Origin of the sequence: Bradyrhizobium sp. BEA-2-5, from assembly GCF_032918025.1 — a bacterium.
Taxonomy (GTDB): Bacteria; Pseudomonadota; Alphaproteobacteria; order Rhizobiales; family Xanthobacteraceae; genus Bradyrhizobium; species Bradyrhizobium pachyrhizi.
The window spans coordinates 1,826,226-1,853,057 of record NZ_CP136629.1; the positions used below are offsets into that span (position 1 = coordinate 1,826,226).

General features: G+C 64.9%; 26 protein-coding genes. 8 read left to right on the forward strand and 18 right to left on the reverse strand.

What is annotated here, in order from left to right; genetic code table 11:
- Nucleotides 1-60 precede the first annotated feature (60 nt).
- Nucleotides 61-1,092, reverse strand: coding sequence for a TIGR01620 family protein (locus tag RX327_RS08440; protein ID WP_317250018.1), 1,032 nt, complete (start codon nucleotides 1,090-1,092; stop codon nucleotides 61-63).
- Nucleotides 1,089-2,552: a YcjX family protein gene (locus RX327_RS08445; protein ID WP_317250019.1), complete on the reverse strand. Its 1,464-nt coding sequence runs from the start codon at nucleotides 2,550-2,552 to the stop codon at nucleotides 1,089-1,091. Before RX327_RS08445 ends, RX327_RS08440 begins: the two co-directional genes overlap by 4 nt.
- A 195-nt stretch (nucleotides 2,553-2,747) precedes the next feature.
- Here RX327_RS08445 and trhA point away from each other — a divergent pair, with 195 nt between their 5' ends.
- Together trhA and RX327_RS08455 are read left to right on the forward strand one after the other, a co-directional pair.
- Complete coding sequence (gene trhA / locus RX327_RS08450; protein ID WP_317250020.1) at nucleotides 2,748-3,443, forward strand: PAQR family membrane homeostasis protein TrhA; 696 nt, start codon at nucleotides 2,748-2,750, stop codon at nucleotides 3,441-3,443.
- A gap of 148 nt (nucleotides 3,444-3,591) precedes the next feature.
- The gene (locus RX327_RS08455) at nucleotides 3,592-4,386 is read left to right on the forward strand and encodes an SDR family oxidoreductase (protein ID WP_317250021.1); all 795 of its coding nucleotides are present in this window, start codon (nucleotides 3,592-3,594) and stop codon (nucleotides 4,384-4,386) included.
- 114 nt (nucleotides 4,387-4,500) lie between these two features.
- On the opposite strand, the gene RX327_RS08460 is transcribed toward RX327_RS08455, so the two are convergent.
- Nucleotides 4,501-5,115 (reverse strand): helix-turn-helix domain-containing protein, encoded by a 615-nt coding sequence (locus tag RX327_RS08460; protein WP_317250022.1) that lies wholly within the window; start codon nucleotides 5,113-5,115, stop codon nucleotides 4,501-4,503.
- A 91-nt stretch (nucleotides 5,116-5,206) separates the two neighbouring features.
- Here RX327_RS08460 and RX327_RS08465 point away from each other — a divergent pair, with 91 nt between their 5' ends.
- Entirely contained in the window at nucleotides 5,207-6,760 is a 1,554-nt protein-coding gene (locus RX327_RS08465) for a 4-hydroxyphenylacetate 3-hydroxylase family protein (protein ID WP_050386881.1), read from the forward strand.
- Nucleotides 6,761-6,840: 80 nt separating this feature from the next.
- Here RX327_RS08465 and mdlC read toward each other — a convergent pair whose 3' ends face one another.
- The 4 genes from mdlC to RX327_RS08485 all read right to left on the reverse strand — a co-directional run bounded on the left by mdlC (nucleotide 6,841) and on the right by RX327_RS08485 (nucleotide 10,615).
- The gene (gene mdlC, locus RX327_RS08470) at nucleotides 6,841-8,469 is read right to left on the reverse strand and encodes a benzoylformate decarboxylase (protein WP_317250023.1); all 1,629 of its coding nucleotides are present in this window, start codon (nucleotides 8,467-8,469) and stop codon (nucleotides 6,841-6,843) included.
- A gap of 141 nt (nucleotides 8,470-8,610) precedes the next feature.
- A complete protein-coding gene (gene blaBJP, locus RX327_RS08475; RefSeq protein ID WP_317250024.1) occupies nucleotides 8,611-9,498 on the reverse strand; it encodes a BJP family subclass B3 metallo-beta-lactamase in 888 nt (295 codons plus the stop codon).
- Nucleotides 9,499-9,626: 128 nt separating this feature from the next.
- Complete coding sequence (locus tag RX327_RS08480; protein WP_050386884.1) at nucleotides 9,627-10,010, reverse strand: tautomerase family protein; 384 nt, start codon at nucleotides 10,008-10,010, stop codon at nucleotides 9,627-9,629.
- Nucleotides 10,011-10,108: 98 nt separating this feature from the next.
- Complete coding sequence (locus tag RX327_RS08485; RefSeq protein ID WP_050386911.1) at nucleotides 10,109-10,615, reverse strand: winged helix-turn-helix transcriptional regulator; 507 nt, start codon at nucleotides 10,613-10,615, stop codon at nucleotides 10,109-10,111.
- Nucleotides 10,616-10,729: 114 nt separating this feature from the next.
- Between RX327_RS08485 and RX327_RS08490 the strand changes: the two genes are divergently transcribed.
- The gene (locus RX327_RS08490; RefSeq protein WP_050386885.1) at nucleotides 10,730-11,329 is read left to right on the forward strand and encodes a VOC family protein; all 600 of its coding nucleotides are present in this window, start codon (nucleotides 10,730-10,732) and stop codon (nucleotides 11,327-11,329) included.
- Between the two features lie 119 nt (nucleotides 11,330-11,448).
- Here the strand turns inward: RX327_RS08490 and RX327_RS08495 are convergent, their stop codons facing one another.
- The 6 genes from RX327_RS08495 to RX327_RS08520 all read right to left on the reverse strand — a co-directional run bounded on the left by RX327_RS08495 (nucleotide 11,449) and on the right by RX327_RS08520 (nucleotide 17,049).
- A complete protein-coding gene (locus RX327_RS08495) occupies nucleotides 11,449-11,637 on the reverse strand; it encodes a hypothetical protein (protein WP_028334959.1) in 189 nt (62 codons plus the stop codon).
- A gap of 107 nt (nucleotides 11,638-11,744) precedes the next feature.
- Nucleotides 11,745-12,635 carry an MBL fold metallo-hydrolase gene (locus tag RX327_RS08500; RefSeq protein WP_317250025.1) on the reverse strand — a complete coding sequence of 297 codons (891 nt, stop codon included), beginning with the start codon at nucleotides 12,633-12,635 and terminating at the stop codon, nucleotides 11,745-11,747.
- Nucleotides 12,636-12,729: 94 nt separating this feature from the next.
- A complete protein-coding gene (hisC, locus tag RX327_RS08505) occupies nucleotides 12,730-13,782 on the reverse strand; it encodes a histidinol-phosphate transaminase (protein WP_317250026.1) in 1,053 nt (350 codons plus the stop codon).
- A gap of 103 nt (nucleotides 13,783-13,885) precedes the next feature.
- Nucleotides 13,886-14,737, reverse strand: coding sequence for a MaoC family dehydratase N-terminal domain-containing protein (locus RX327_RS08510; protein ID WP_317250027.1), 852 nt, complete (start codon nucleotides 14,735-14,737; stop codon nucleotides 13,886-13,888).
- A 27-nt stretch (nucleotides 14,738-14,764) separates the two neighbouring features.
- Nucleotides 14,765-15,865: a CaiB/BaiF CoA-transferase family protein gene (locus RX327_RS08515; protein ID WP_317250028.1), complete on the reverse strand. Its 1,101-nt coding sequence runs from the start codon at nucleotides 15,863-15,865 to the stop codon at nucleotides 14,765-14,767.
- An 11-nt stretch (nucleotides 15,866-15,876) separates the two neighbouring features.
- A complete protein-coding gene (locus RX327_RS08520) occupies nucleotides 15,877-17,049 on the reverse strand; it encodes an acyl-CoA dehydrogenase family protein (protein ID WP_317250029.1) in 1,173 nt (390 codons plus the stop codon).
- 161 nt (nucleotides 17,050-17,210) lie between these two features.
- On the opposite strand from RX327_RS08520, the gene RX327_RS08525 reads away from it, so the two are divergent.
- The gene (locus RX327_RS08525; RefSeq protein WP_317250030.1) at nucleotides 17,211-18,134 is read left to right on the forward strand and encodes a LysR substrate-binding domain-containing protein; all 924 of its coding nucleotides are present in this window, start codon (nucleotides 17,211-17,213) and stop codon (nucleotides 18,132-18,134) included.
- 13 nt (nucleotides 18,135-18,147) lie between these two features.
- Here the strand turns inward: RX327_RS08525 and RX327_RS08530 are convergent, their stop codons facing one another.
- Complete coding sequence (locus RX327_RS08530) at nucleotides 18,148-18,741, reverse strand: thiamine pyrophosphate-dependent enzyme (RefSeq protein WP_050386891.1); 594 nt, start codon at nucleotides 18,739-18,741, stop codon at nucleotides 18,148-18,150.
- A complete protein-coding gene (locus tag RX327_RS08535) occupies nucleotides 18,741-19,301 on the reverse strand; it encodes a thiamine pyrophosphate-binding protein (protein ID WP_317250031.1) in 561 nt (186 codons plus the stop codon). Before RX327_RS08535 ends, RX327_RS08530 begins: the two co-directional genes overlap by 1 nt.
- Nucleotides 19,302-19,615: 314 nt before the next feature.
- Between RX327_RS08535 and RX327_RS08540 the strand changes: the two genes are divergently transcribed.
- A complete protein-coding gene (locus tag RX327_RS08540) occupies nucleotides 19,616-21,334 on the forward strand; it encodes an adenylate/guanylate cyclase domain-containing protein (protein WP_050386892.1) in 1,719 nt (572 codons plus the stop codon).
- 179 nt (nucleotides 21,335-21,513) lie between these two features.
- Nucleotides 21,514-22,467: an ABC transporter substrate-binding protein gene (locus RX327_RS08545; protein WP_050386893.1), complete on the forward strand. Its 954-nt coding sequence runs from the start codon at nucleotides 21,514-21,516 to the stop codon at nucleotides 22,465-22,467.
- An 83-nt stretch (nucleotides 22,468-22,550) separates the two neighbouring features.
- Here the strand turns inward: RX327_RS08545 and RX327_RS08550 are convergent, their stop codons facing one another.
- Complete coding sequence (locus RX327_RS08550) at nucleotides 22,551-23,354, reverse strand: isocitrate lyase/phosphoenolpyruvate mutase family protein (protein WP_050386894.1); 804 nt, start codon at nucleotides 23,352-23,354, stop codon at nucleotides 22,551-22,553.
- 67 nt (nucleotides 23,355-23,421) lie between these two features.
- Complete coding sequence (locus RX327_RS08555) at nucleotides 23,422-24,321, reverse strand: alpha/beta hydrolase (RefSeq protein WP_317250032.1); 900 nt, start codon at nucleotides 24,319-24,321, stop codon at nucleotides 23,422-23,424.
- Between the two features lie 61 nt (nucleotides 24,322-24,382).
- On the opposite strand from RX327_RS08555, the gene RX327_RS08560 reads away from it, so the two are divergent.
- Nucleotides 24,383-24,937: a MarR family winged helix-turn-helix transcriptional regulator gene (locus RX327_RS08560; protein ID WP_244482533.1), complete on the forward strand. Its 555-nt coding sequence runs from the start codon at nucleotides 24,383-24,385 to the stop codon at nucleotides 24,935-24,937.
- 35 nt (nucleotides 24,938-24,972) lie between these two features.
- Here the strand turns inward: RX327_RS08560 and RX327_RS08565 are convergent, their stop codons facing one another.
- On the reverse strand, nucleotides 24,973-26,814 hold the full coding sequence (locus tag RX327_RS08565; RefSeq protein ID WP_317250033.1) for a class I SAM-dependent methyltransferase: 1,842 nt from the start codon (nucleotides 26,812-26,814) through the stop codon (nucleotides 24,973-24,975).
- Between the last annotated feature and the right edge of the window lie 18 nt (nucleotides 26,815-26,832).

The following is a 26,832-nucleotide window of genomic DNA, read 5'->3' on the forward strand; positions in this document are numbered from 1 at the left end:
CACCCGGAATTTGCTTCGCAAATTCCGGCCTCTCCCCGCAAGCGGGGCGAGGCAAGCACCTCATTCCTCTTCCTCGCGCTTGCGGATCAGGTCCTTCGCGAGATCCGTCAGCGCCGGGCGCGGCAGGGCGTTGAAGGGAAGCGGGCGGGTGACGTCGATCGCGGCGAGGCCGAGCCGGGCGGTCAACAGGCCGTTGAGCATGCCTTCGCCGAGGCGTTGCGACAGCTTCGCCGCGATGCCATGGCCGAGCATCTGCTGCACCAGGCTGTCGCTCGCGGCCATGCCGCCGGTGATGGCGAGATGGGCGATGACGTGACGGAGCAGGCGGATCATGCCGAGCGCGCCCGGGCGACCGCCATAGAGCCGCGCCAGTTGGCGGATCATCCGCAAGCTCGCCACGAACACGAACAGCACGTCGAACAGCGCGCGCGGGCTGACCGCGGTGACGACCGAGACGCGTTGCGCGGCGGTCGATACCAGCCGTCGCGCCTCCTCGTCGAGCGGCGTCATCAGCTCGCGTTCGGCGAGGCGGATCATATCGGCGCCGTCGATGATGTCGTCGGTGTGGCTCTGCAGCGCGCTGCGGGCGCGGGCGAGCTGCGGGGTCTGGTGCGCGAGCTTGAGCAAATCGGCAACGATCGCGCGGCTCGCGGCCCGGTCGTCGCTGATCAGCACCTCGGCGGCGCGCAGATGCAGCTTCTCGATCGTCGCAAGCCTTGCCAGGCCGACGAGCTCGCGCGTGGTTACGACCGCGAGCGCCACCGCGGCGACGACCGCGAGCGCGAGCCCGAGGAAGCCGAGGCCTTCATTGCGCGCGAACAGGTCCTCGACCAGATTGATGACGCCAAGTCCGGTGCCGAGCACCACGAGGCCGGCGACCGCGCTCCAGAACAGTGTGCCCCAGCGGAAGCCGCGGCGCGTCGGCACCAGCGGCGTATCAACCGGCACCGGGAGCTGCGCGGGCTCGGCCTCGGGCACGATCTGGATCGTGCCGCGGGTGAGGCGGCCGCCGTCGTCCGGATCCATCACGACCACGCCGGGATCGTCGAGCTTGAACGTCGCCGGCCGCCGCGGGGGCGTCTTCTCGTTCATTGCAGCTTGTCTCCGATCAGGAACTGCAGGGCACGGTCGAGGCGGATGTGTGGCAGTGCGGGCTCGTCGTTGCCCTCGCGTTCGAGCTTGGGCGGGCGGAAGCGCAGGAAGCGGAAGTCCGCGGCCTCTGTGTCCGAGCTTGAGAGACCGCGGAAACCGCCGTTGAACAGCTCCTCCGGATTGTCGGGCAGGTCGCCCGGAAAGGTCGCAACTTCCGTCTCGCCGTCAAGCGGCTCGCCATTGGCGACCTCGCCCGGCGCCGGCGTGCCGAGGATCGACGGCAGCCGGTCGCGCCCGCGCTGGACCTGCGCCTCGCGCGTGGCGCGCACCGCGGCGAGCGCGACGACGTCGATGTCGGCGCCGGCATATTCGGCGCGCTCGGCGGCCTTGGCCACGATCCGCCGCAGCACGGCCTCGAGCCGGTCGTGGCTGGAATGATGCAGATGGTCCGCCTTGGTCGCCGCAAACAGGATGCGGTCGATGCGCGGCCGGAACAGGCTGGAGAGGAAGGTGCTGCGGCCGATGTTGAAGCAGCCGAGAATGCCGGCAAGCGCGGCTTCGAGATCGTGCAGCGCCTCGGGGCCCGAGTTGAATGCGGCCAGTGCATCCGCCAGCACGATCTGGCGATCGAGCCGCGCAAAATGATCGCGGAAGAACGGCCGCACCACGACATCCTTGTAGGCCTCGTAGCGCCGCACCATCATCGCCCAGAATGAGCCGTCGGGCGCGCCGCCGCCAGCGGGCAGATCGAGCGGCGCAAAGGTCAGCGCGGGCGAGCCTGCAAGATTGCCGGGCATCAGGAAACGTCCGGGCGGCAGGAGGCTCATCGCGAAGCGTTCCTCGCGGCACGCGCGCAGATAATCGGTGAAGAGGCGTGCTTCGGTGAGCGCGGCCTGCTCGTCCTCCTTGCCCTCTGGCTTGAGCGTTGCGAGATGCGCATGCCAGTCCGCCGCGAGATGTGCCCGGGGTGTCTCACGCGACAGCGCCAGGCTTTCCGCCGACCATTGCTCATAGCTTTTCTGGAGCAGAGGCAGATCGAGCAGCCATTCGCCGGGATAGTCGACGATGTCGAGCGTCAACATGCGGTCCGCGCCGTTCGGGCGCTGGTACTCGATCACGAGTCTGAGTTCGGAGATGTCGGTGGTCGAGCTCGGCCAGTGCCGCTCCTCGACCAATGTCCGGACATGGTTCTCGTAGGCGAAGCGCGGCACCGCATCGTCAGGCTGCGGGGCGAGATAGGCGCGCGCGATGCGGCCGGAGGCATAGGCTTCGAACACCGGAAACCGGCCGCCGCGCGTCAGGCCGTGGATCAGGGCGGTGATGAATACGGTCTTACCCGCCCGTGACAGCCCGGTGACGCCGAGCCGCACCGTCGGGTTGAAGAAGTGCTCGCCATAGTCGATCAGCGCCCTTGCCGAGAGACGGGCTTCCTCGACGATATCAGTGAAGCTGGGGGGCATGGAGGGTTAACGATAAACCCGGCAGGAGGGACCAAAAGGGGCGGGCGATCACCCGCAAGGTGGCGATTATCGGGCCAAAATCAAGCTTCACATTTCCGGCGCCTTTGCAGGCGAGGGGATTGTCGGGGGCACGGGAATTGAACGCGTCACACCGCCCGCGCTCCCCATCGTCCATCGGCCTACGGGAAAGCCTGCATGACGGTCTTCCGCCTCAAGCAACTTGCCTCGACCTCGATCCACGCGGCCGGCGCCGCGCTGTGGAACTACGACCGTGCCGAGCTGATCGCCGACGGCGTCGTTCATCTGGTCGGCGTCGCTTTCGGGCTGGTGGCCGCCACCGCGCTGATCGTCTTGACCGCGGTCTATGCCGGTCCGTTCGACATCGCCGTCGTCTCGATCTACGTCGCCGGCCTGCTCTCGATGCTGGTGCTGTCGGCGACCTATAATCTCTGGCCGGTCTCACCGGCCAAATGGCTGCTGCGCCGGTTCGACCATTCGGCGATCTATCTGCTGATCGCGGCGACCTACACGCCGTTCATCCTGGAGGTGAAGGACAGCACCTTCGCGATCGCGCTGCTGGTCGGGGTCTGGTGCGTGGCAATCCTCGGCATCGTGTTGAAGCTTCTCTATCCCGGCCGGTTCGACCGCGTCTCGGTCGGCATCTACCTCGCGATGGGCTGGAGCGGCATGATGCTCTACGACCGCGTCGTGAAGGCGCTGCCGGCGATGGCGCTCGGCTTCGTGCTGGCCGGCGGCATCCTCTACAGCCTGGGCGTGATCTTCCACTCCTGGCGGCGGCTGCGCTTCCAGAACGCGATCTGGCACTGCTTCGTGCTGCTCGGGGCCGCCTGCCACTACACGGCCGTGTTCGACGTCGTGCTGGCGAGCTGAGCGGTCCGCCGGCGTTACGCACAGGGCCGGGCCGGCCTCGCGAAAAGATCATGCATCGGCAAAAGATGGGATATCATGATCCCTCTGTTTGAACATGAGACCGGCTTTCCGGATCATGCGCTGAAATCAAGATATCGGGAGGATGGCCATGCAGGTGGCAGGTAAGGTTGTGGTGGTCACCGGCGGTGGCAATGGCATCGGCAAGGCGCTGTGCGAGGCATTCCATGCCGTGGGCGCGTCGAAGGTCGTGGTCGTCGACCTCGATCATGGCGCGGCCGAGAAGGTCGCGGCAACGGTCGGCGGTGCCGCCTTCAAATGCGACGTCGGGCAGGAGAAGAACATTCTGCATGTGATCGACGAGACCGAGCGCATGTTCGGGCCGATCGAGCTGTTCTGCTCCAATGCCGGCATCGGCGGCGGTTTCGATCCGATGTCGGAAAATGCCGGCGGCGCCTCGGATGAACCCTGGCAGCGCAGCTGGGCGATCCACGTCATGGCGCACGTCTACGCGGCGCGGCATCTCGTTCCACGCATGAAGGCACGCGGCGGCGGCTATTTCCTCAACACCATCTCGGCCGCAGGCCTGCTGTCGCAGGTTGGGAGCCCCGCTTATTCGACGACCAAGCACGCCGCGGTGGGCTTTGCCGAAAATCTCGCGATTTCGCACAAGGCGCACAACATCAAGGTCTCGATCCTCTGCCCGCAGGGCGTCGACACCAACATGCTGCGCTCGATCCCCAAGGGCCCGCAATCCGGCGACGGCGACCTGACGCCGGAGCAAGTGGCGAAAGACGTGCTCGCCGGCCTCGAGCAGGAAACGTTCCTGATCCTGCCGCACCCCCAGGTGCTCGGCTACATGCGCAAGAAGACCGAGAACTACGACCGCTGGATCGGCGGCATGGCCAAGATCCAGGCGAAGATGCGGGAAGAGTTCGGGAAGTGAGGTCCCGTAGCCCGGATGAGCGAAGCGTAATCCGGGTCGAACGTGCGCGCGTGAATCCTGGATTTCGCTGCGCTTCATCCGGGCTACGATATCGCCCGCGCAACTGAGGCGGCCTCAATCCTTTGCGATCTGCGCGATCTTGTCGCGCAGATAGGCATCCATCAAATCGGGTGCCGAGGCGCCGAACATCCTGATGCGGCCGGTGTGCAACAGCAGCAGGAGGCCGGTCGCATGCGCGAAGCAGTCCACCATCACCGTGTTCGCCTTCGACCTGGAGGCGCCGAGCGCCTCTGCAGCTTCGGCGATCGGATGCAACGCCGCCTCCAGCGCGGCGTTCAGCGCGTGATCGCGGTCATGGCCGAGCCCGGCCGGCTTCATGCCGCCGCGGAACAAATAGAAGCCGAGATCGAGGTCGCGCGGGTTGTCCGCGTAATAGCGGAAGAAGCTCATGCCTGCGGCGTGCAGCTTCTGCCTGGCGCCGCGCGTCGTCGCGACTGCCGCACTGACGGCTTCGCCGAGCGAAGCCAGCGATTGCCGCAGCACCTCGGCGTAGATCGCTTCCTTGGAATCGAAATGGAAGTACAGCGCCGCCGGCGTGTAGCCGGCCCGCGTCGCGATCGCCCGCAGGCTCGCGCCCTCGAGGCCTTCCTCCGCGAACACGCTGCGCGCCGCGTCGAGGATCAGCTCCCGCTTGTGGCGGCTGACCGCTTCCTTCCTGCTCTCGCGCATCTGCATGTTCAGGCGAATCCGTTCTTGACTCAATTCTAACAGCGTTAGATAATTTAACAGTGTTAGAATAAATGAGCAAGGGAGAAGCGCCATGCTGATGACGGCTGCGGACTACCGGGAATCCCTGCGCCGCTATAAGCCGCGTGTGTTCGTCAACGGCGCGGCCGTTGCGAGCGTCGCGGACGAGCCGTTGCTGGCGCCGGGCGTGGCGGGCGTCGGCGTAACCTATGATTTCGCGCTGCAACCCGAGCATGTGCCGATCATGACGGCGCGGCAGGGCACCTCGGGCAAGACCGTCAACCGCATGCTCCACATCAATCGGAGCTCGCAGGACCTGCTCGACAAGCTCGAGGCGGTGCGGCTGGTGTGCAGGACGTCGGGCTGCGCGCAGCGCTACCTGACCCATGATGCGCTGAACGGTCTCTATCAGGCGACCAGGCTGACCGACGATCGCCACGGCACCGATTACAGCCAGCGCTTCCTCAACTATCTGCACGAGGTGCAGGACCAGGATCTGACGCTCGGCATCGCCATGACTGATGCGAAGGGCGACCGCTCGAAGCGTCCCGGCCTGCAGGCCAATGCGGACGTCTACGTCCATATCAAGGAACGCCGGCCCGACGGCATCGTGATCCGCGGCACCAAGGCGATCGTGACCGGCGCACCTTACATGCACGAATTCCTTGTCATGCCGTGCCGCACCCATGTGCCTGCCGACAAGGATTTTGCGGTCTGTTGCGCCGTGCCGGTCGATGCGCCCGGTGTCACCATCGTCGCGCGTCCGGCCGGCCGGCCCGGTGATACCGCGGCGAAATTCTCCGCCAAGTACGGCCAGTCGGTCGGCGTCGTGATGTTCGACGACGTGTTCGTGCCGCATGATCGGGTGTTCCTCGCCGGCGAGACCGAGGAGGGCGGTTTCCTGACGACGTCCTACGCCACGCATCACCGGCATTCCTGCATCGGCGCCCGCGCCGGCTTCGGCGATCTCTTGATCGGCGCCGGCGCGCTGATGATCGAGGCCAACGGGCTCGATGCCGAGAAGCACGCGCATATCCGCGAGGCGATGGTCGAGCTCATCACCATCACCGAAAGCTTTTACGCCTGCGGCGTCGCCTCCTCGGTCTACTGCACGAAGGATCCGGCGGGCTCGGTGATGCCGGATGCGGTGTTCTCCAACATCGGCAAGCTGCTGCTCGCGACCAGGATCTACGACATGCACCGCGTCGCGCACTACGTCTCCGGCGGGCTGATCGTCGCGCTGCCGGGTCCCGACGAGGATCACAATCCGGAAACGCGCGCCTCGCTTGCCGCTGTCATGGGCGGACGTCCCGATATCCCGGCCGAGCAGCGCGCCGAGGTGGCGCGGCTGATCGAGGACCTCACCGTCTCGCACGAAGCCGGCTGGTATTCGGTGATCTCGTTGCACGGCGGCGGCTCACCGGAGGCGATGAAGCGCGAGATCTGGCGCAACTATCCGGTGATGGAGAAGGCCGAACTGGTCGAGAATTTGCTCGGCCGCGGCCTTGTCGACCAGCGACAACGGGTCTCGAAGCAGCCAGGACGCTGCTGCGCAACCGGCTGCGAGGTGCCGACGCCGTCAGCGGCGGCGCTGGAGCAGCAACACGCACTCTTGCAGGATGGGTAGAGCGAAGCGAAACCCACCAAATCCTATCCGCGGGCAGAACGATGGGTATCGCTTCGCTCCACCATCCTACGGACCCTTGCTCACGCCTTCTGTGTGTAAAGCAGCGGCACCGCGGAATCCACCATCACCTCGATCAGGCTGGTGCCCTGATGCGACAGCGCGCGCGTGTAGGCGCTTGCGAGCTCGGCCGACTTCGTCACCCGCAAGGCGTCGCAGCCCATGCCTTCGGCGAGCTTGACGAAATCGATGCCGGGCAAATCGAGGCCCGGCACATTCCTCACCTGCATCACCTGGCTGAACGAGCGCATCGCGCCGTAGCCGGAATTGTTGATGACGACGACGGTGAGCGGCAGCTTTCGCTGCGCCGCGGTCCACAGCGCCTGGATCGAATACATCGCCGAGCCGTCGCCGATCAGGCAGACGGTGCGGCTGCTCGGCTTGCCCAGCGCCATGCCGACGGCGGCGGGCAGGGAGTAGCCGAGCCCGCCGCTCGACATGGTGTAGAAACTGTCCTGGCCGCGCATCGGCATGAACTTCTGCATCAGCGGACGGTGGGACGGTATTTCCTCGATCAGCGCATCATGCGGCCCCATCGCGGCCGAGAGCGCGTGCAACGCATATTCGGCGGGGATCGGGTCGCCGGTGGCCGGCGCCGGCGGCAGGACACGGCCGGTCGGCGCCGCGCGCTTGCTCTCCGGCAGCAACTCGAGCAGCATGGTCAGCGCCGGCTTCATCGTCGCGATGATGCTGGTGCCGACCGGCGTCACGGCGGCGGCATCCGGATCATCGGTGATCTGGAAGATCGTCGTCCCGCCATCGAAGATCGCGGCATGGCCCTCGACATGGAAGGTGAACACCGGCGCGCCGATGACGACGACGAGATCGTGCTCGCGCAGTGCGTCGGAGAGCTGCGCGGGCGAAGCGTGCAGGAAGCCGGCAAATTGCGGATGACGCTCGGGGAATGAGCAGCGCGCCGAGAACGGGCTGACCCAGACGCTGGCTTTCGCTTTCTCGGCGACGCGCACCATCAGGTCCACCGCGCCGGCGCGGTCGACGCCGGGGCCGACGACGAGGGCAGGGCGCTTGGCCTCGCCGAGCGCGGCCACCAATGCCTGCATCGCCGACAGGTCGGGCCCGATCTCGCGGCTGACCTGGCGCGCGTCGAGCGGCTGCGTCGCATGCGTCCAATCGTCGATCGGGATCGACACGAAGGTCGGCCCGCATGGCGGCTGCATCGCGGTATAATAGGCCCGCGCGATCGCGGCCGGCACGTCCTCGGGCCGGGCCGGCTCGACGCTGTATTTGACGTAAGGCCGCGGGAATTCCGACGCGCGCTCGGCATAGAGGAACGCCTGCAGCGGCAGGATCGAACGCGCCTGCTGGCCCGCGGTGATCACCAGCGGCGTCTGGTTGCGATGCGCGGTGTAGATATTGCCGAGCGCATTGCCGACGCCGGCCGCCGAATGCAGATTGACGAAGCCGGCATTGCGCGTCGCCTGCGCATAGCCGTCGGCCATGCCGACCGCGGACGCCTCCTGCAGCGCCAGCACATAGTCGATGTCGTCGGGCCAGTCGCTCAGGAACGGCAGCTCGGTCGAGCCGGGATTGCCGAACACCTTCTTGATGCCCCATGCGCGAAGCAGGCCGAAGGTGGCGTCCTTGACGGTGACGGTCTTGCCTTTGCTGGCGGCGGGTTTGCGCGACGACATCGGGCGGCTCCCATTTCTGTCTTGTTACGTTCCGTCATTGCGGGCGGCAAAAGCGGAAAGGCAATCCACCTGTCGATGGATTGCCTGACGATGTCAAGCCGCTGGGCCCATAGTTGCTGCGGCAACGGCTGCAAATTGCGGCTAGTTGGCCTTCTGCAGCGCGGCGGTCTGCTTGGCGAGCTGCTTGTCGAAATCCTGCTCCAGCCCGGCCACGTAGGTGGCATTTTCGCCCGGCTTGACGAACGGGTTCGGCGCGCCGTCCTTCATCTGCGCCCGCCTGGCCTGCATGTCGTAGACCTCCGGATGCGGCCCGAGCAGCACGTCGACCTTCATCGCCTTGACCTTGGTGAAGGTCGAGCGGTAGTCGTCGACGATACCAGGATAGGTCGGACGGCCGACCAGCCGGTTCAGCGCTACCGTTCCGCTGCAGAAGAACAGCACGTTGCGCGCCTGGCTGCCATCCTTGACCGTGATCTCCCAGCTGGTGCAGCCGGGCGAATGGCCGGGGGTGGTGTGCGCGGTCAGCGTGGTGTCGCCGAGCGTCACCTTGTCGCCTTCCTTGACGGTGCGATCGACCTTCACCGGCGTAAAGGCAAGATCGGTGTTGTTCTCGTCGCCCGGATAATAGCCGCCCTCGAGTAGCGGCTTGTCACGCTCGCCGGCGATCAGTTGCGCGCCGGTCTCCTTCTTGATCTCGGCAAAGCCGCCGGTGTGGTCGAGATGGGCGTGGGTGTTGAGGATGATCTTGATGTCGCCCTCCTTGAAGCCGACCTTGGCGATGTTGTCCTTGATCATGCCGGTCGACTGCTGCATCGCCGTGTCCATCAGGATCAGCCCTTGCGACGTTTTGATGACGTAGACCGCGATCCCGTCAGTGCCCACGTAGTAGATATTGTCGATGAGCTGGAACGGTTCGAACGGCGCGGTCCATTTCTTCATGACAACAGCCATGAAGTCCTTGAGCGTCTGAGCCTGCGCACCGGTTGCGATCAGCGTGAGCGCGCACAGCGCGGCTGCGATCGTCCTCATGGTTGCCTCCCTGCTTGTTGTTGTTCGTGCACGGGCGGCACTATGCGTGCCGGCAACGCCGGGCGCAAGCTGCGGACCGCAAGCCGCCGGGCAGGCGGCCGTCCGTCCGGCGCATTCCTGTTCTGCGTTCAGCTCGCGTATTGGGCGATGCCGTGGCCGAACGACCAGTTCTCCTTGGCGACCTCGACGAGGTTGATGACAACATCGTCCGGCCGTCCCTGCAGCTGGCTCTGATAGTCGTCCACGATCCGCTTGTAGAACGCCTTCTTCATCTCGACGGTGCGCCCGGCATTCATGGTGATCTGGATGAAGATGAGGTCGTCGCTGTAGGTGTTGCCGAGATAGTTGTCGGCGTAGTTCAGATCGCCGCGGTCGTGCTCGGTGATGACCTGAAACTTGTCGTTCTCGGGCACGTTGATTACGTCGCGCATCGCCTTGTAGACGATCTCGCCAAGGGTTTTGCGATATTCGGCGGACTTGCCGCGCTTCAGATCGATGCGAACGAATGGCATGGTGGTCTCCTGTGTGATGCGGGGCTCGGCCCCGCGTGATCGGGATGTGCGACAGTGCAAATGGGCATTGTTCGCTTGCGCCGGCGGCGTCGGTGCGTTCAGCGGGCCGCCTTAAAGGCCTCCCAGCGCGCATCGCGCTCTTTCTGATATTTGGGCGTTCGCTCCGCGACCATGTCCGCCCAATGCAGCGGTTTGCCGCACGACTGGCAGATCGGACCGAGCCCCGCCGGCTTGCGACAGCTGAGATGCGTATAGTTCATGGAAAGACCGTCCCTGGGTGACTTGCACCAGGTCTCGCCCCAGGCGCGCAGCGCGAACATGACGGGGAAGAACGCCGCGCCCTTCTCCGTCAGATGATATTCGTGGCGCAGCGGCCGCTTGTTGTAGACGCGCCGCGTCATCAGTCCGTCCGCCTCGAGCTTCTTCAGCCGCGCGGTGAGCATCTGCGGGGTCGCGCCGGTATGGGCCTGAATCTCCTCGAAACGATGGTTGCGGGCGAACAGCTCGCGCAGCACCAGTACGGTCCAGCGGTCGCCCACCACGGTTTCGGCGCGCGCCACCGGACACAGCGTTTGGTCAGCAGGGTTGCCCTTTGGCCTTGCCATCACGTTTTCTTCATCCGGCATTGTTGCTATGATTTTCATAGCAATATGGACTATCGTCAATGTGGGTGCAACGGGCGTTTCCGGCCCGGTCCCTCACATTTCAAGGAGCGCGCCATGAGTACCGAAGGCAAGAAACCGAGTATCGACATGAAGCTCGAGGTCGTGGTGATTCCGGTGTCCGATGTCGACCGCGCCAAGCGCTTCTATGAAAATCTCGGCTGGCGGCTCGACGCCGATTTCGTCAGGGCGGACGGATCCCGGGCGCTGCAACTGACGCCGCCGGGCTCGCCGACCTCGCTCCATCTCGACAAGGGATCCGCGCTGCCGCGCTTCCTGATCGTGAGCGACATCGAGGCGGCGCGTGCCGATCTGATCGCGCGTGGCGTCGATGTCAGCGAGGTGTTTCATCGCGGGGCGGCGGGCCGCGTCAAGGGACCCGATCCGGAGCGGCCGAGCTACGGTTCGCTCGCCACCTTCAACGATCCCGACGGCAATGTCTGGCTGCTCCAGCAAGTCACGCAGCGTCTGCCCGGTCGCGTCGACGGAAACAGCACAACTTTCGCTTCATCGGCCGATCTCGCCGCCGCGCTGCGCCGCGCAGCCGCAGCCCATGGCGATCACGAGAAGCGGACCGGCGGCCATGATGTGAACTGGCCCGACTGGTACGCCGACTACATCGTGCGTGAACAGGCGGGCAAACCGCTGCCGGAGTGAGCGATTAAACAGGAGTATCCGTCATGGCGGCGCGATCGATCGCGCAGTTTCGCGAACAGACCGCCGCGCTCGGCGTCAAGGTTGCCGGGACGTGATGTATGCCGGCCTGGTAGGCAGCGTTACGCCTTGAGGCTGGCACCGCGCTCGGACAAAACCTTCTCGGCTTTCGGCGTCAGCTCGTAGAGGTCGCCGTCCTTGGCGACGTACCCCTCCCTGATGAGCCGGTCGACCTCGCCTTGCACGTCGTCGGCGAAGGCAATGGATTGGGCGATGTCGCAGAGAACCGCGACCTGTTCATCTCTAAGCATGGCGTCCTCCGTCAGGGCGGGGAACGCGCAGGCCGGCATTCGGTTCCAAGGGGCCGGATGATACACCCGGCTTTCACCCGGTGAGCTGTGGCTCCGGGTGTTGCATCTTACCCATGCCGCGCGTCGAACACCGGCGCGTAGCCACCGCCGTCTCGACGAATATGAGCACAGCGCGGGCCGCGGAAGTGGGCCGGTATGACGAGACGGCCGCTGTCCGCGGCTTCCGCCAGGATCTTCATCCGCGTCTCGCGCGCAAGCTGTGGGTCGGCACAGGATGATGTCGACAGATCGGGCTGGAAGACCTGCACCGGATTGTGCACGGCATCACCGCAAAAGATCGCGCGATGTTGTGCGTAGTCCACCATCAGCCCCATCTGGCCGCTGGTGTGGCCCGGCAGCGGGACCAGCCGCAGGCCCGGTCCCAACTGATGGCCATCGTTGACCAGATCGACACGGCCTGCCTCGACGATCGGTATGACGCTCTGCTCCAGGGCGCGGGCATGGATCGGCGGGGCACACCCGGCATCATGCTGCGTCATCCAGTCGGCAAGCTCGCGGCGGCCGAACAGATACCGCGCGTTGGGAAAGGTCAGCTGCCAGCGGCCGTTGTCCTGGCGGGTATTCCAGCCGACATGATCGACATGCAGATGGGTGCAGAATACGACGTCGATGCCGGCCGGGTCGACGCCGCACGCGCGCAACCGATCGAGGAAGCCGCTGCCGCGCCGCCGATGCCATGCCGGAATCTCGGGGATGTCCTTGTGCTCGCCGATGCAAGCGTCGATCAGCAGCGTTCGGCCGCCGGTTCGCACCACAAAACTCTGGATCGCGTGTTTCGCGACGCCCCGGGCGAGGTCGATGAACACCGGCTCCAGCGTGGCACGATGCGCTTCGATCAAGTCGCGATCGTAGCCGGGCAGGAATTCGGCGAGCGGAAGGCCGAAATCGTCGTCGTCGACGATGACGTCGACTGTGGCGTCGCCGATCGCAAATCGCATGACCGCTCCTTCCCGGAGAACCGTGCATCTTGCCGCACGGTCACTATGCAGGTTGGAGCCATCGATCGCAAGTTGCGTCGCTTGTGAACGGCTATCAGACCATGCCGCGCAGCAGGCCGATCAGGCGGCCGCACTCATCGTCCGTGCCGACCGTGATGCGCAGAAAGTCCTCGATCCGCGGCTTCTGAAAATGCCGCACCAGCACGCCGCGCTCGCGCAACCGCGCGGCGAGATCGGCGCCGCGATGGCTGGGATGGCGGGCGAACACGAAATTCGCCTGCGACGGCAGGACCTCGAAGTCCAGCTCAATGAGGCCACGGACCAGCGCCTCTCTGCTCCTGATGATGCGTTGCCGCGTCTCCTCGAACCACGCCTCGTCCTCGATGGACGCGACCGCGCCTGCGAGCGCGAAGCAGTCCAGCGGATAGGAGTTGAAGCTGTCCTTGACCCGCTCCAGCGCCTCGATCAGCGGGCGCTGGCCGATGGCGAAGCCGATCCGCAAACCGGCCAGCGCGCGCGATTTGGAGAGCGTCTGGATCACGAGCAGATTGTCGTGGTGCGCGACCAGCGGCACGGCGCTCTCGGCGCCGAAGTCGACATAGGCCTCATCGACCACTACCAGCCGGTCGGGATGCTCGGCGAGCAGCGCCTCGATCGCGGCGCGCGGCAGCGCGGTGCCGGTCGGTGCGTTCGGATTGCACAGCAGGATGGCGCTGCCGGGCCGCCGGTAGTCGGAAAGGTTCACCTGCATCGCTGCGTCGAGCGGCACGGTCTCGTAGCTGACGCCATAGAGGCGGCAATAGACCGGGTAGAAGCTGTAGGTGATGTCGGGAAACAGCAGCGGCGCATCGTGCTTCAGCAGCGCCGGGAAAGCGTGGGCCAGCACCTCGTCCGAGCCGTTGCCGACGAACACCTCGTCCGCCGTGACGCCGTAGCGCCTCGCGATCGCCTCACGCAGCGCGGTTGCGCGCGGGTCCGGATAGAGCCGCAGGCGATCCGTGGTCGCCGTGATCGCCGCCACCGCGCGCGGCGACGGCGGGTAGGGATTTTCGTTGGTATTGAGCTTGATGAGGCCGTCGATCTTCGGCTGCTCGCCGGGCACGTATGGCGACAGATTGTGGACGACCGAACTCCAGAAGCGACTCATGATCTGCGATCCAGGGATGAACGCGATCACAATAAGGAATACGAGGCGCCGATGAAAGCGCCTCTTTACTCTCTCGCATTATGACGCGCGTCGTGCTCGCGCGTTACCAGGTCGCCGTGCCCTTCATCGTCGGCTGCCCCTCCGCGTTCGCGGTCCACAGCTCCATGCCATCAGCGGTCTCATTGGCATTGACCGAGAACTCGCTGCCCTCGAACAGCGGCTGCAGGCCGCGATAGGTAAACTTCTTCGGCGCCTTGCCGCCGTGCAGCTTCGCCGCCATCTCGATGATCAGCGCCGCCTGCAGTGGTCCGTGGAAGATCAGGCCCGGATAACCCTCGACCTTGGTGACGTAATCGCGGTCGTAATGGATGCGGTGGCCGTTGAAAGTCAGCGCGGAGTAGCGGAACAGCAGCACGGGATCGGACACGTGCGTCTCTCGGTGCTGCGCCTTCGGCGGCGGAGGCGGAGCCTTGGTGCTCGCCGGCGCGCTGCTCGTCATCTCGCGATAGACGATGTCCTGCCGCTCGCGCACGGCAAGGCCGCGCGGGGTCGTCACCTCGTGATCGACCGAGACGAAGCACAGCGTGCCGGTCGAGCCTGATTTCACCGTGACGTCGACGATCTTCGAGGTGCGTTTGGCCTCATCTCCGATGCGCAGGCTGTCGAGGAATTCGATCTCGCCACCGGCCCACATCCGGCGCGGCAGCGGCACCGGCGGCAGGAAGCCGCCGCGGGTCGGGTGGCCGTCGGGCCCGAGCATCGACATCGGAAACACCGGCTGCGCCAGGCACCAATGCACCGTGAACGGCGCGGCGTCGCCTTTCTTGGGTTCGCCGACCTCCTGGAACAGCGTTGCGCGCAAGCCCATCACGAGATATTTGGTGACGACGTCGGAGGCCTCCGTGGTCTTGCCGATCCATTGGCGGAGATGATCGAGGTCGAGTTTGTCGCTCATGATTGTGTTGCCCGGGCAGGAGGGATTTCAGGAACGTCTGGTGCGCTCGCCGATCGCGGGCACCTTGCCGTAGTGCCTGTCCTCGCCGACCACGATCGCGGCCGGAGCGGGATAGCTGACACGGCCGTTCGGCGTGTCGACCTCGATGCGACGCAGATGCGGATGCTTGGCGAGATCGGCCATGGTGTTGACCTCGGCAAAGGCGATGCCGGCCTCGGCAAGCTTCGCCAGCAGCTCCTCGCGCGTCAATTTGCCGAAGCTGTCGCTGACGATTCCGTCGGTCAGCACCCGGTTGCGCACCCGCTCGACCATGTTGGCAACGCGCGGATCGGCCGGCAGATCGGGCTGGTCCAGCACCTTGGCGCACAGCGTCTTCCACTCGCGCTCGCTCTGGATCGAGATCAAAATGTCCTTGCCGTCCTTGGAGGTGAACACGCCATAGGGCGCGATCGAGGGATGGCGCAGGCCCATCCGCTTGGGCGGGTTTCCGGCTTCGGAGTTGAGCAGGGGCACGGTGCACCAGTCCGCCATCACGTCGAACATGGAGATGCGGATATCGGCGCCCTTGCCGGTGCGCCCGCGCGCGATCAGCGCTTCCAGGATCGCCGCATGGGCGGTGGCGCCGGTCGCCACGTCCACAATCGACATGCCGACGCGCGAGGCGCCGTCGGGATTGCCGGTGATCGAGGCAAGCCCGCTCTCGGCCTGGATCAGCAGATCATAGGCCTTGCGATGCGCATAGGGGCCGTCGTCGCCGTAGCCGGTGATGGTGCACGAGATCAGCTTCGGATAGTCCTTCAACAGCCGCTCGCGCGAGAAGCCGAGCTTGTCCATCGAGCCCGGCTTGAGGTTCTGGATCAGCACGTCGGCGCTGGCGATCAGCTTCTCCAGTTCGGCGCAACCTTCTTTCGTTGCAAGGTCGACCACCACCGACTGCTTGCCGCGGTTGAGCCAGACGAAATAGCTGCTCTGGCCCTTGGCCGCCGCATCATAGCCCCGTGCGAAATCGCCTTCGGGCCGCTCGATCTTGATCACCTCGGCGCCGGCATCGGCCAGGCGCGAGGAACAGAACGGCGCCGCGACCGCCTGCTCGACGGCGATGACGGTCAATCCCTCAAGCGGCAGCATGATCAAGAAACTCAGTACGAGCGAGGCATGCCGAGCACGTGCTCGGCGACGAAGGACAGCACGAGGTTGGTCGAGATCGGTGCCACCTGGTAGAGCCGCGTCTCGCGGAACTTGCGCTCGACGTCGTATTCCTCGGCGAAGCCGAAGCCGCCATGAGTCTGGATGCAGGCATTGGCCGCTTCCCAGGACGCATCGGCCGCCAGCATCTTGGCCATGTTGGCCTCCGCGCCGCAGTCGAGGCCGGCCTCGTATTTGCGCGTGGCCTCCTTCACCATCAGCTCGGCCGCCCGCATCGAGGCGTAGGCCTTGGCGATCGGGAACTGGATGCCCTGGTTCTGGCCGATCGGCCGGCCGAAAACGCTGCGCTCCTTGGCGTAGTTGGTGGCCTTGGCGATGAACCATTTGGCGTCGCCGACGCATTCGGCCGCGATCAGGATGCGCTCGGCATTCATGCCGGAGAGGATGTAGCGAAAGCCCTTGCCTTCCTCGCCGATCAGATTCTCGGCCGGCACCTTCATGTCGGTGAAGAACACTTCCGTGGTGGCGTGGTTCATCATGGTGCGGATCGGGCGGATCTCGAGACCGTTGTTCTTGGCCTCCCGCATGTCGACGATGAACACCGACAGGCCGTCGGTGCGCTTCTTGACCTGATCCTTCGGCGTGGTGCGCGCCAGCAGAATCATCAGATCGGAATGCTCGGCGCGGCTGGTCCAGATCTTCTGGCCGTTGACGATATAGCTGTCGTTGCCGTCCTTGCGCGCGAAGGTCTTCAGCGAGGAGGTGTCGGTGCCGCTGGTCGGCTCGGTGACACCGAAGGCTTGCAGGCGCAGCTCGCCGCTGGCGATCTTCGGCAGGTACTTCGCCTTCTGCTCGGCATTGCCGTGCCGCAGCACCGTGCCCATCGTGTACATCTGGGCGTGGCAGCCGCCGCCGTTGCAGCCCGCGCGCTGGATCTCCTCGAGGATCGCGGCGGCCGCAGAAAGCTTCAGGCCGGCGCCGCCATATTCCTCGGGGATCAGCACCGAGAGATAGCCGGCCTCGGTCAGCGCATCGACGAACGCCTTGGGATAGGCCATCTCGCGATCGAGCTTGCGCCAGTATTCGCCGGGAAACTGCGCGCACAGCTTGGCGACGGCCTCGCGAATGTCGGAATGGTCGTCGATGTGTTGATCGTGTGCGGTCATTGTTTCGTCTTGCCGAGAGGTTGCGCCAGAGCGTGTTCGAGCGAAGCGGGGAACGGAAATGGCTCTGGTTGCGGGCAAATCGCTCGCTGTTGTGGGGCCCCGGTAAACCCCCTATGCTCATTTGTTATAGCGTATGAAGTAGCCTTCCAGGATTGGCAAGCATGGATTTCCGGCAGCTCAGGACCTTCAGTTGCGTGGCGGAGCTCGGCAGCCTCTCCAAGGCGTCCGACACGTTGCGCGTGGCGCAGCCGGCGCTCTCCAGGCAGATCAAGCTGCTGGAACACGAGCTGCGCATTGAACTCTTCACCCGCAACGGCCGCGGCATGGTGCTGACCGAGGCCGGCCGGCTGCTGCTGGCGCGCACCTCCGGCATCGTGCGGCAGATCGACCAGATCCGCGACGACATCCAGTCCGCCGGCGGCGCACCGTCCGGGCGCGTCGTGCTCGGGCTGGTGCCGACGGTGAGCTGCGTGCTGTCGGCGCGGCTGGCGCGGCGCACGGTGGAGCGCTATCCCGGCATCTCGCTGCGCATCGTCGAGAGCTACAGCGGCCATCTGGTCGAATGGCTGCATCGCGGCGAGATGGACCTCGCCATCCTCTACGGCCGGTCCGCCGATCTGCATCTCAATGTCCAGAGCCTGGGGCGCGACAACATCGTCGCGGTCGGGCCGCGCGGCTGCGGGCTGAAGCCGAAGAAGCAGGTCGACTTCGGCTGGCTGATGCGCCAGCGCCTGGTGCTGCCAAGTCATTCGCACGGCCTCCGTGCGCTGCTCGAACATGCCGCGGCCAAGAAGAAGATCGATCTCGACGTCAAGCTCGAGGCGGATTCGTTTCGCGTGCTGACCAGCCTGGTCGAGGAGGGGCTCGGATATACCTTGCTGCCGCCGTCCTCGGTGCGCGCCGAGGTGGCGGAGGGCCGGCTCGAGACCGCCGCCATCGCGCGGCCGGCGCCGCGGCGCGAGCTGACCCTGGCTTCGCCGGTCGAGCATCCCGGCTCCAACGCGATGACGCTGATCGCGAAGCTGTTGCGCGACGAGGTCGCCGCGCTGCGCGCCGAGGGGCTCTGGGATATCCAGCTCGCCTGAGCGCGGCTTCGCATCAGCTCACCTTGAAGCCGAGATGGCCGCGGAAGCGGTTCTTCAGGTAGGTGCCGTCGCGCGGCGGCAGCGCGCGCTCGACCTCGCCGGCCGCGATCCGGATCCGCGCCAGCCGCGGGCCGCCGCCGAGATCGCGCAGGCTGGTGCGGAATTTCTCGATGCCGGCCATGTCGGCGATCTCACAGACATTGCCGATGCCCGCGCCATCGGCGATCACTTCGAGCCTGGCGCCGAGGCCGGAGTGACTCGGCTGCATGCCGGTCTCGCCGAAATGGCCGTTGTCGAGCACCGCGATCGAGAGATTGCCGGGCTGCTTGGTCGCGATCGTCAGCAGGCTGCCGATCCCCATCAGCTGCTCGCCGTCGCCGGTGATCACGAGCACCGGGCGCTTCGGCTGCGCCAGCGCAAGGCCGAGCCCGACCATCGCCGCGCCGCCCATCGCGCCCCACAGATAGAAATTGCCGGGATGCTCGCCGGCGTCGAACACGTCGTAGGAGGAGGAGCCGAGCCCGGAGATCACGAGCAAATCGCCGCGCTCGGCGAGCAGCGCCTTCACGGCGGCGCGGCGATCGAGAGTGCCTGTTGATGCCGACATCAGTGCGTCTCCTTGGTCCACTTCTTGCGGCCGATCATCCGCTGCGAGATCAGCACCGCGACCTGCTGGTCGCCGTCATAGGCGAGCGAGGCGGCGGCCGAGATCACCTCCTCGGCGTCATCGGGGTTCTCCAGCCGCAGCACGGTGGTGCCCATGATCTCGAACGCCTGCGGCGTCGCCCGGCCCATCGGGATCTGCCAGGGATTGAACTCGGCCCATTCGCCGCGCATCGTCACCAGCGTGAGCAGCGGGAAACGGCAGCTCGCCATCAGCGACAGCATGTTGATGCAATTGCCGACGCCGCTCGATTGCATCAGCAGCACCGCGCGGTCGCCGCCGAGCCAGGCGCCGGCCGAAAGCGCCACGCCCTCTTCCTCTGTCGTCAGCACCGTGGTCTTGATATCGGCATCCGCGTGCGACAGCTTGATCAGCTTGGAATGTCCCGCATCGGGAACGTAGGACACCTGCGCCACGCCAAAGCTCTTCAGCGTGCGGTAGATCGCAACCGGCCAGTCCCGGCTGGTCGCGCTGTCCTGGTGAACGGCAATCTGGTCCATCATGGCCTCGGTACGGGACGCGCATGGGCGCGTCCTCACAGCGCTGGCTTTAAGCCAGGTCAGGGGTTTATTCTCTTCGCATCTGGCTCGCCCAGCTATGCCGGAATTTTATAGGGCCAGGGTTTTGCAGGGGCCGACGCAAGCGAAATGGCGGCCGGAGCCGGCTGCGTCCTTTGGTCGGGTCGAACAACAGCCCCATTACGGCCTAAAACGACGCTCTATGCTAGAACATGCCGATTGGCGGCAGCGCCGGGGCTACATTTTCAAGGCTTCATTTCGCATATCGATATATCCGTCGCATTTTCAGGGATCAGGGCATGATTGTCCGAGATCGGTTTCGCGGCCTCTTCCCAAAGTATTTTCTCGCACTGTTTCTGGCCGTCGCGTTTCCGCTCGTGATCAACGGGTCGATCGAAGCCTGGTTCGGTTACCGCGATCAGCGCGCAAGGCTGGACCAGTTGCTTGGCGTTCAGGCGACTTCCGCGGCCGCTGAAATCCATAACTTCATCTCCGACATTGCAAGCCAGCTTGGCTGGCTGGTCCAGCTTCCCTGGACCGACGAGGCCGACGAGGGGCGCCGAACCGATGCGTTGCGTCTGTTTCGCCAGGCGCCGGCCGTCGTCAGCCTGACACTCATCGACAACAATGGGTTGGAGCGTCTCTACGTCTCACGGGTCGGCCTCAATCGAATTGAAAGTCGGACCGACCGATCGGCTGAACCTGCGCTGGTCGGCGCCCATGCGCGCCAGGTTTGGTTCAGCGATGTCAGCTACAACAGAGGCTCAGAACCGTATTTGACCATTGCGCTCGTGGGTAACCGATCCGCGGTCGGCGCAGTCATCGCCGAAGTCAATCTCAAGCTGATCTGGGATGTCGTATCGGCGATCAAGGTGGGAGAGACCGGCCTCGCCTTCGTGCTGGACCGGCCGGGCCGTCTCATTGCCCATCCCGACATCAGCCTCGTCCTCCGCGGGCTGGAAGAAACAACCTCTCAGCCGTTTCGCACCATGCGCGACGCGATCGGCCCGGGAGCGGGCTTTGCGACGGGCCGGGACGGACAGGGACGTCCGGTTGCCGCCAGAGCGGCTCCGGTGGCGGGTCCCGATTGGACCGTCGTGGTGGCGCAGCCGCTCTCCGAGGCTTACGCCCCGATCTACGCCGCGTTGCGACGGACCACAGTGCTTCTCGCAGGCAGCACCGTATTTGCTGGGCTGCTCGCCTATGCATTCGCGCACCGAATGACCGAGCCGATCAGGCTGCTTGAGGAGGGGACGGAGCGGATCGGCGCCGGATCGTTCGAGCACCGCATTTCGATCCAGACCGGTGACGAATTTCAGCGTCTGGCAAGCAGCTTCAACAGGATGGCTGGCGAACTCGCCCTGGCGCAGCAGCACCAGGAGCGGATCGCGAAGCTCAAGCGGTTTCTCGCGCCTCAAGTCGCCGATCTCGTCGACCGTGCCGGCGATGACAGCGTGCTGGACGGCCGCCGCACTGACGTCGTCGTTGTGTTCTGTGACTTGCGCGGGTTCACCGCGTTTTCCGCGGGCGTCGCCCCCGAGGAAGTCATGAGCGTGCTGTCCGAATATTATGAGGTTCTGGGCAGGGTCATTGCGCGGTTCGAAGCAACGCTCATCAGCTTCTCGGGAGACGGGCTGATGGTGCTGGTGAACGCACCCGTGCCGGTCGAAGAGCCGGCGCTGAGAGCCGTCGATCTTGCGACCGAAATGCAGAAGCGCGTGCAGGGCTTGATCGGCGGCTGGCGGTCGCGGGGCTACCAGGTTGGCTTTGGAATAGGGCTTGCGAGTGGATCGGCGACGGTCGGGCGGATCGGCTACGAAGACAGGCTCGATTACACGGCCATCGGCAGTGTCGTAAATCTCGCCGCCCGCCTGTGCGCATCTGCCGCAGATGGGGAAATCCTGATGGACGCAGGGACCGCCGCAAGCGTCAGAGGCAAACGCTCCCTGCAGGATATCGGGAGTCGACAAATCAAGGGTTTCGATGACGCCATTCCGGTGTTCGGAATATCTTTTTGATGTGCGTCGGCCGATGCCGGCCGGAGCGGTTCGGTGCAGTCCATTGGCGACTGGTTTCGGATCGTGGGATATACTTCCGCCGACGGCGAACGCCAGCGGGTCGATAGAGCATGAGTTGCGCTCATTCTCGTGCAGCCACATCCCACGGACGCGGCAGCCGCCGTGAGGTCCTGTTGTTGATGGCCGCCGCCGCGGCTTGGACCACATCCTCGCGGGCGCAGAAGCCGTCGATGCCTGTGATCGGCTATCTTTGTCCGGAATCGCCGGAGTTGTTCGGCAGCCGGCTGAAGGCTTTTCACCAGGGACTTCGTGAAGCCGGCTTTGTCGAGGGCCGCGACGTTGCGATCGAGTATCGATGGGCCAATGGGCAATATGCCCAGTTACCTGCACTGGCCGGCGAATTGATCGCGCGCGACGTCGATGTGGTGGTTGCACCCGGCGGCGCGCCCGTCGCGCTTGCCGCCAAGGCGGCCGGCGTCACCAAGACAATCGTTTTCGAGATGGGCGGCGACCCCGTTCAGCTGGGTGTGGTGGATAGCCTGTCGCGGCCGGGAGGCAACATCACGGGAATCTCGAGCCTGAGCGTCGACGTGTCGCCGAAGCGGCTCGAGTTGATGCACGAACTCCTGCCGGCGACGAAAACGTTGGGGGTCGTGACCAACCCGACAAGTCCAACCGCCGGCTCGCAACTGCAGAGGCTTCAGGCCGCTGCCGAAACTTTGGGGGTCCATCTGCAGATATTGAGGGCAAGCAAGGAAGAGGAGTTTGAATCCGTATTCTCTTCCGTAGCGAGAGAGTCGACAAACGCGCTTGTTTTCACCTCCGATCCCTATTTTGCATTTCGCAGCCGGCGATTGGCCGATCTCGCACTGAAGTATCGTGTTCCCGCCGTCACGCAGACCCGGGATTTCCCGACAGCCGGAGGCTTGATGAGCTATGGCGGAGATTTCGTGCAGTCGCATCGACGCGCCGGCATCTACGCCGGCCGGGTTCTGAAAGGTGAGAAGCCTGCTGATCTTCCGGTCCAGCTGGTCACCAAGGTCGAGTTCGTCATCAACTTGAAGACCGCCAAACTGCTCGGCCACGAGTTCTCTCCTTCAGTCGTCAGCGGCGCAGACGAAGTGATCGAATGAGCCATTCGCTCATGAACCTGGTAGTCCGGCCGGCACGGACCGAATGGTCCGGCCGGACCGTGGCATCGCATGCGCTCACGGGCTCAACTGTTGGGCTGTAGAAACGCGCCGTATTGCTTGCTCGTGGCGAACGCGGCGGCCGCCTGTCCGATGACACGCATTGCCGCCATCATGGGCCATGGTCCAAGGCTCACCCTGCGAACACCCGCGCGGGCGAGCTCGCCGATTTCGGGCACGCCTTGCGTCACCATGATGTTGACGGGCAGGGGCGTCAGTTGAACGAATCTCTCGATCAGCGCAAGCTCGGTGAGCCCCGGCACAAAAATTCCATCGGCGCCCGCATCGGCATAGACCTTCGCACGTCTCGCCGCCTCATTCAGGCATTGCTCGGGCGAGCCGAACTTCAGCAGAAACGGATCGGTTCGCGCATTGATGAAGAGGTGAACGCCGAGTTTCTGCGCGGCGTCCCGCACCGCCCTGATCTTCGCGGCATGCTGCTCCGGAGCGACGAGCTGCCGCTTTCCGCCAACAAGCCCGTCCTCGATGTTGATGCCGATCGCGCCGGCCTTCAGGATCCTCGCCGCCGAATGCGCGGCGGCATCCGGAGTGTCGCCATATCCCGCCTCCAGATCGATCGACACCGGAACCGGCACCGACGCGGTCATCCGCGAGACCAGGCTTTCCACGATGTCGAGCGGGGCATTTTCGCCGTCGGCGTAGCCGAGTGCGGCCGCGACCGCCCCGCTGCTGGTCGCCACCGCCGGCGAGGTTTTCGCGATCGCCTTGGCGGTGGCGACGTCCCAGGCGTTGAACAGGACAAGCGGATCGCCCCGCTTGTGAAGTAGGTGAAACGCTTCGGCGTAGTGCTGCTGTGTCGTGGCGTCCATTGCGCGCACTCCTGGTCAGAGAATTCGAAAGATGGTGGCTGACGCGGCCGCAGGTGGCGGCGTCCGTTCAGTCGGCGGCGTGCGTTGTGAACCAGTCCATGATCAGACCTGTGACCTCGGCCTCACGCTCGAGGTGCGGGAAGTGGCCGACATCGGTCAGGACGATGCGTCGATAGGGGCCCTTGAAGAACGGCTCTTCCTTCGCCGCATATCTGGCCGTCGGATCGTTGCTGCCATAGATGGTCAGCGTCGGCGTATGCATCTCGTTCATTGGCAGCCAGCGCTCGCGTCCCGCGTGGAACAGGCCGCCATAATATTTGAGCGCCGCCGTCATGGTGCCGGGAGACGACAGCGTCTCTTTGATCGAGCGGAGATGCGCGTCGTCCTTGAACGCCGGCGACCACAGCTGCCAGAGATAATCGACGAACGGCAGTCCCTCGACATTGACCGACGAGTCGGCGCCGGGGAGCTGGAAGTAATAGAAATGGAACAGCGATCGAACGGCGTCGGGATCCTTCCTGATGCTTGAGAACGTGACGGGGTGCGCGGTGTTCATCACCACGGCGGCCTTGATCGCCGATGGCGCCGTGGCAAGCGCCTGGAAGGTCGACGTGCCGCCCCAATCCATGCCGACGACGCGCGCCTGTCCGTCGTCGCTCAGCGCCGCGATCAATGCTTCGAGATCCTTTCCGAGCGCGATCGGATCGAAAATGCCGTCGGCGGGAATCTCGGTCGGCGCATAGCCACGCAGGAACGGCGCGACCGCGCGATAGCCGGCATCCGCGAACACCTGCAGCTGCTTTCGGTACGACCAGGCGTTGTCGGGAAAGCCATGCATGAACATGACGAGTGGTCCGCTGCCCTGTTCGAGATAGGCAAATCGCACGCCGTTGGCCTGCACGTATTTCAGGGCGGGTTCGCTGCCGGCGGCGTCAGGCGTTGCCAGTGCGGTGCTTCGGGTCGTCATCGCTGCTCTCCATTCATGTCGTCGTTGCTCTCCCGGTTAAATATGTGCGTAGCGCACATATATGGTCAAGTTGTTTTTTGTGCGCAGCGCACATATTATTCCCGGCATGGAAAACGGAATCGCCAATCTGCTGGGCGCGCTGTCGCTCGCCGTCATGGATCGTATCGAGCAAGGCGCGCGCGAGGTCGTCGGCCGTGGCGGCGAAACGCCCGCGGCGCTCATCGTCATCGGCTATGGTCAGGGCATGACCAACGACAAGCTGAGGCGGATTCTTGGCCTGTCACACTCCGGAACGGTCCGCCTGGTGGATCGGCTGGTTTCGGATCGGCTTGTCGAACGCCGTCCGGGCAAAGACGGCCGCGAGGTCGCGTTGCACCTGACGGCGTCAGGCGCCGCGTCCCGGAACGAATTGTTGGCGTCGCGGATTTCAGCCGTGACGTCGCTGCTGGACGTGCTGTCAGCCGCCGAACGGAAGCAGCTTGCGACGCTGATCCATGAGCTGCTGGCAAGGCAGGACACATCCGAGATGGATCGCTTCACGATCTGCCGGATGTGCGACGACAGGGTCTGCACCAAATGCCCGTTGCCGACCAGCAAGGGCCAGCACGCTCGCTAGAGAGGTTACTCTCCTCACGCTCCAGCACCTTGCCCTCATCGCGTGCTCTTGCTCGCCATGAACACGTACATGTCCCAGAACGTCTCGGGATGATCGACCTCGAAGCCGTGCCACTGATCGAGATTGGCCTCATCGGCCGCGCCCGGAAACTGCTTGCGGAATTGTTCGAGCACCGCCGGATCGTCAAACGGCTCGAACCCCTCGAACGACAGGCCATGCTCGTTCAGGAATGCCGCGATCGCCGGAATCGTCAGCCGATGTTCCATGACGTTGAACAGCAGATCGCGGCAGCCGCTCATGCTGTAGAAATCCTTGGCGCCGATCAGGGGTTTCCATTTGTCAGCTTCACGGAAGATATCCTGCCGGCAACGCCTGATGTCGTCGGCGGTGGCGCGATAATTGCGCGCCGCGATGCGATCGCGAGCCTCGACGATGACGCGGCGCGCCAGATCGCTGTAGAGCCCGATGCGCATCGCGCCGCCCGGCCGCAGCAGCGAGACCAGAACGCGCCAGCCGGCCAAGGGGTCGGCAAGATGATGCAGCACGCCGACCAACTCGATGCTGTCGAAGCTGCGATCGATCGAGGCCAATTCCAGGATGTCCGCCTGCGCATACTCGATGTTGCACAAGCCTAGCTCCCGCGTCTTGCGGCGCGCATAGGCGAGGCTGGTCATGCTGATGTCGACCGCGAGCAAGCGGGCGTTGGGATAGACCTGCGCGATCTGGATCGCATGCGAGCCGGTGCCGCAGCCGGCAATTAGGATATCCCGTTCGGCTCGCTGGTCCGCGGTTGCGACGGTCCGTCCCTGCGCCCGATCCGCTGCGAAGGCCGTCAACGGGTTGACGGTCCAGCGCGGATAGGGATTTTCCTCGTATTGGCGCATCACCTCGACGGATATGTCGTTCCTGATCGGAGTGAGCGCTGCAATAGCGCAGCGCTCTTCCATCTCCTCGCGGGGTTCGCGAAGCTGCATCTTGAGCAGGCCGGCCGTGGCCGCGGGCCAATCCCGGCGCAGCAGCGCGTCCGCCGCGGGCAGGGCATGAAGCGGGAAGTAAGCGGCGACAACGGCCAGCGTGAGCGGCGTGATCGCAGCGGCTGATGCCAGGTCCGGCAGCAACCGGTCGCGCAGCGCGCTCGCGCCTTCGCTTTCCGCCGCGGTCTGCGCATAGACATATTCGTTGATGAAGCATTGCCGCGCGAGCGCGCACGCAAAGGCTACGATATCGTCGTCGACTTCATCCTGATCCGGCCTGCTCGCGAGCCGCAACAGCTCGGCCCGCGCATATCCGAGCAGCACCTCAAGCTGCATGCTCGCCAGCGTCGTCGTTTCCATCGCGCAGCGCAGGAACAGGTCGTTCGCGAGCGGGGCGACGCCCTCGCTGCCGAACAATTCGGCGCTTGTGACCGGTAGCGGCCACTTGCCGGCAATCCGCCCGACATAGCTGGTGACGGTCGGGCTCTGCAGGATGAAGCCGACCGCCCTCGCATCCATGCCGAGCGCAAGCGCCTTGCTGAAATGCGCGGCCGCCTTGCTGCGGTTGCCCAGCGTCTGGTACGAGTTGCCGGCATTGTAGTGGCAGGCGGCGTTCACCTCGTCCGCAGCAATCGCCTTCGCGAACATCTTCACCGCGGCGCGGTGCTCGCCGGATGCCTGCGCAATCAGGCCGAGAAGATTCAGGCTCTGCACATGGGCCGGCTCACGGGCGAGAATTTGCCGGCAGATCTCCTGCGCTTCGTTGAAGCGGCGCATCCCGTAGAAGCGGCTGGCCTCGATGGCAAGATCGGCAATGCTGACGCCCGCAGAGACGAAGGCTGGTGCGTTTTTGCTGGACGCGTCCCGTTGCTTACCGGCCGCACGCCGCTCTTTTCGGTTCATGTTCCGTCAACTGGCCCA